Origin of the sequence: Microcystis sp. M53598_WE2 (assembly GCF_030067735.1) — a bacterium.
Taxonomy (GTDB): Bacteria; Cyanobacteriota; Cyanobacteriia; order Cyanobacteriales; family Microcystaceae; genus Microcystis; species Microcystis aeruginosa.
This window is the reverse complement of sequence record NZ_JASJFE010000642.1, coordinates 1-1,637: the sequence shown is the minus strand read 5'-3', so window position 1 is coordinate 1,637 and position 1,637 is coordinate 1. Positions and strand designations below refer to the sequence as shown.

The 1,637-nt window shown below is 42.7% G+C and carries 3 protein-coding genes; all 3 read right to left on the bottom strand.

The window, feature by feature from the left end:
- Window positions 1-199 (bottom strand): endonuclease/exonuclease/phosphatase family protein (locus tag PX636_RS13035; protein ID WP_288117516.1); only part of this gene is annotated, 199 nt, incomplete at its 3' end.
- 22 nt (window positions 200-221) lie between these two features.
- Entirely contained in the window at window positions 222-806 is a 585-nt protein-coding gene (locus PX636_RS13030) for a chromophore lyase CpcT/CpeT (RefSeq protein ID WP_004163270.1), read from the bottom strand.
- Window positions 807-905: 99 nt separating this feature from the next.
- On the bottom strand, window positions 906-1,364 hold the full coding sequence (gene rplI, locus PX636_RS13025) for a 50S ribosomal protein L9 (protein WP_002763634.1): 459 nt from the start codon (window positions 1,362-1,364) through the stop codon (window positions 906-908).
- Window positions 1,365-1,637 lie beyond the last annotated feature (273 nt).

Genomic DNA, 1,637 nt, shown 5'->3' with positions numbered 1-1,637 from the left:
TCGCCACACCATTGTAGGCTTTTTGTCCAGAAATATAGAGATGATAACCCAAAGATTCAAAAGCTTCTCTGGGAAAATCTCGATCGATTACCTTAGTTTCTTGCAAGCACAAAACCTCAACGGGATTGAGTTGTAACCAGTTAATTACCTGCTCTTGTCGGCTGCGAATCGAGTTGACATTCCATGTGGCGATTTTCATAGCTAAAAACCGATAATTTTTCTCACACTTCCTCAGCAAAACTGGCGCGACGCACAAACTCAAAAGGACCGGCGATCGAACCCCAGACTAATTGATCGGTTTCGGGATCTAAACCGCGATCAACGCTAATTAATCCCCGTTCACTAATTTCAAAACTATTATCTAAATAAGTCATTCTATCTTTGCGAAAGACTAAACATTGTTTACCCGGTTTCACCACCCCTTTAAAACTGTTACCTGTCCAAGTGACATTCATATCACAACCCAGCATCGGTTCTAACAAGTCTAAGGTGAGATTTTTGAGACGCTGGGGTTCTCTAGAAGCACCAAAAAAGTTAGCTTCCTCTTTAACTTTAAAGTTTTCTAGTTCAATATGATCATCGACTACCGATAATTTAAATACTCGCAAACGATAGGGAGTATTGAGCATAAAATCGTAGGCCTGCTCTAAAAATAAGCTGGTTCCATTCAGTAATTCATCGGGCAAAGGGCGCATACACACGCGAATATGGGCAAAAAAAGGCGGATTAGCAAAAGCTTGTTCTTGATTACTAAAATCCGCCGCCATCCAGCGCGCTAGGGTTTTTATATCCGTGGGATGAGTCATAGTTTTTGAGATGTGAATGGCTATTAGCTAGCAGCCATCAGCTAGTTAATCGCTCTGATAAATTTTCACTGATTACTGATAACTATGCCCCGACAATTGTTATTGTGCAATTACTTTAATTTCGATATCGGCATTAACTTCGGGATGGAGTTTGACTTGTACTTTATAGACTCCCAATTGACCGATATCGGGGACGGTAATACCACGGCGATCGATTTCTAATTTAGCATTTTCTAGAATAACCGTAGCCACATCTTGACTGGTGACAGTACCGAAAATGGCCTCGTTTTCACCCACCTGTTTAGGGATGCTGTAGGGACTGAGTTTTTCGATCGCAGTTTTTCTGGTTTCCGCTTCTTGTTTTTCAGCGAGGAGACGTTGACGCTCTTTTTCTTTCCTAAATTCTGCCTGTTTAATCGCGCCCTTGGTGGCTAAAACGGCCACACCTTGGGGGATAAGGTAATTGCGCGCATAACCGGGGGCCACTTCCACCACATCGCCATTTTCACCTAATTTGCTGACTTTTTGATTGAGGATAACCTGCATTCGTTTCGCCATGATCTTGACCTAAAACAATAGTTCCAAAACCCCTATCATACCATGCAATCGTTTTTATCTGTCCTCCCATCCGGACTGTCAGTTAGCTATGGAAAAACTACTTGGGGTTTGCTGAATAAATCTAACAACCTTGTTGGATAAGGTTTTTAGACTTTTTTTCCCTCAAAAACTGCCGACAATTGGAGTGATTGGGGGGAAAATTCCTGGACTTTTTCCCTGAAAATGGGTAAAACCCCACACCCCACACCCCACACCCCACACCCTACCCCCACG

Coding starts and splice junctions, on each gene's coding strand:
- PX636_RS13030 (WP_004163270.1), bottom strand. CDS start 806: ATGACTCATCCCACGGATATAAAAACCCTAGCGCGCTGGATGGCGGCG.
- rplI (WP_002763634.1), bottom strand. CDS start 1,364: ATGGCGAAACGAATGCAGGTTATCCTCAATCAAAAAGTCAGCAAATTA.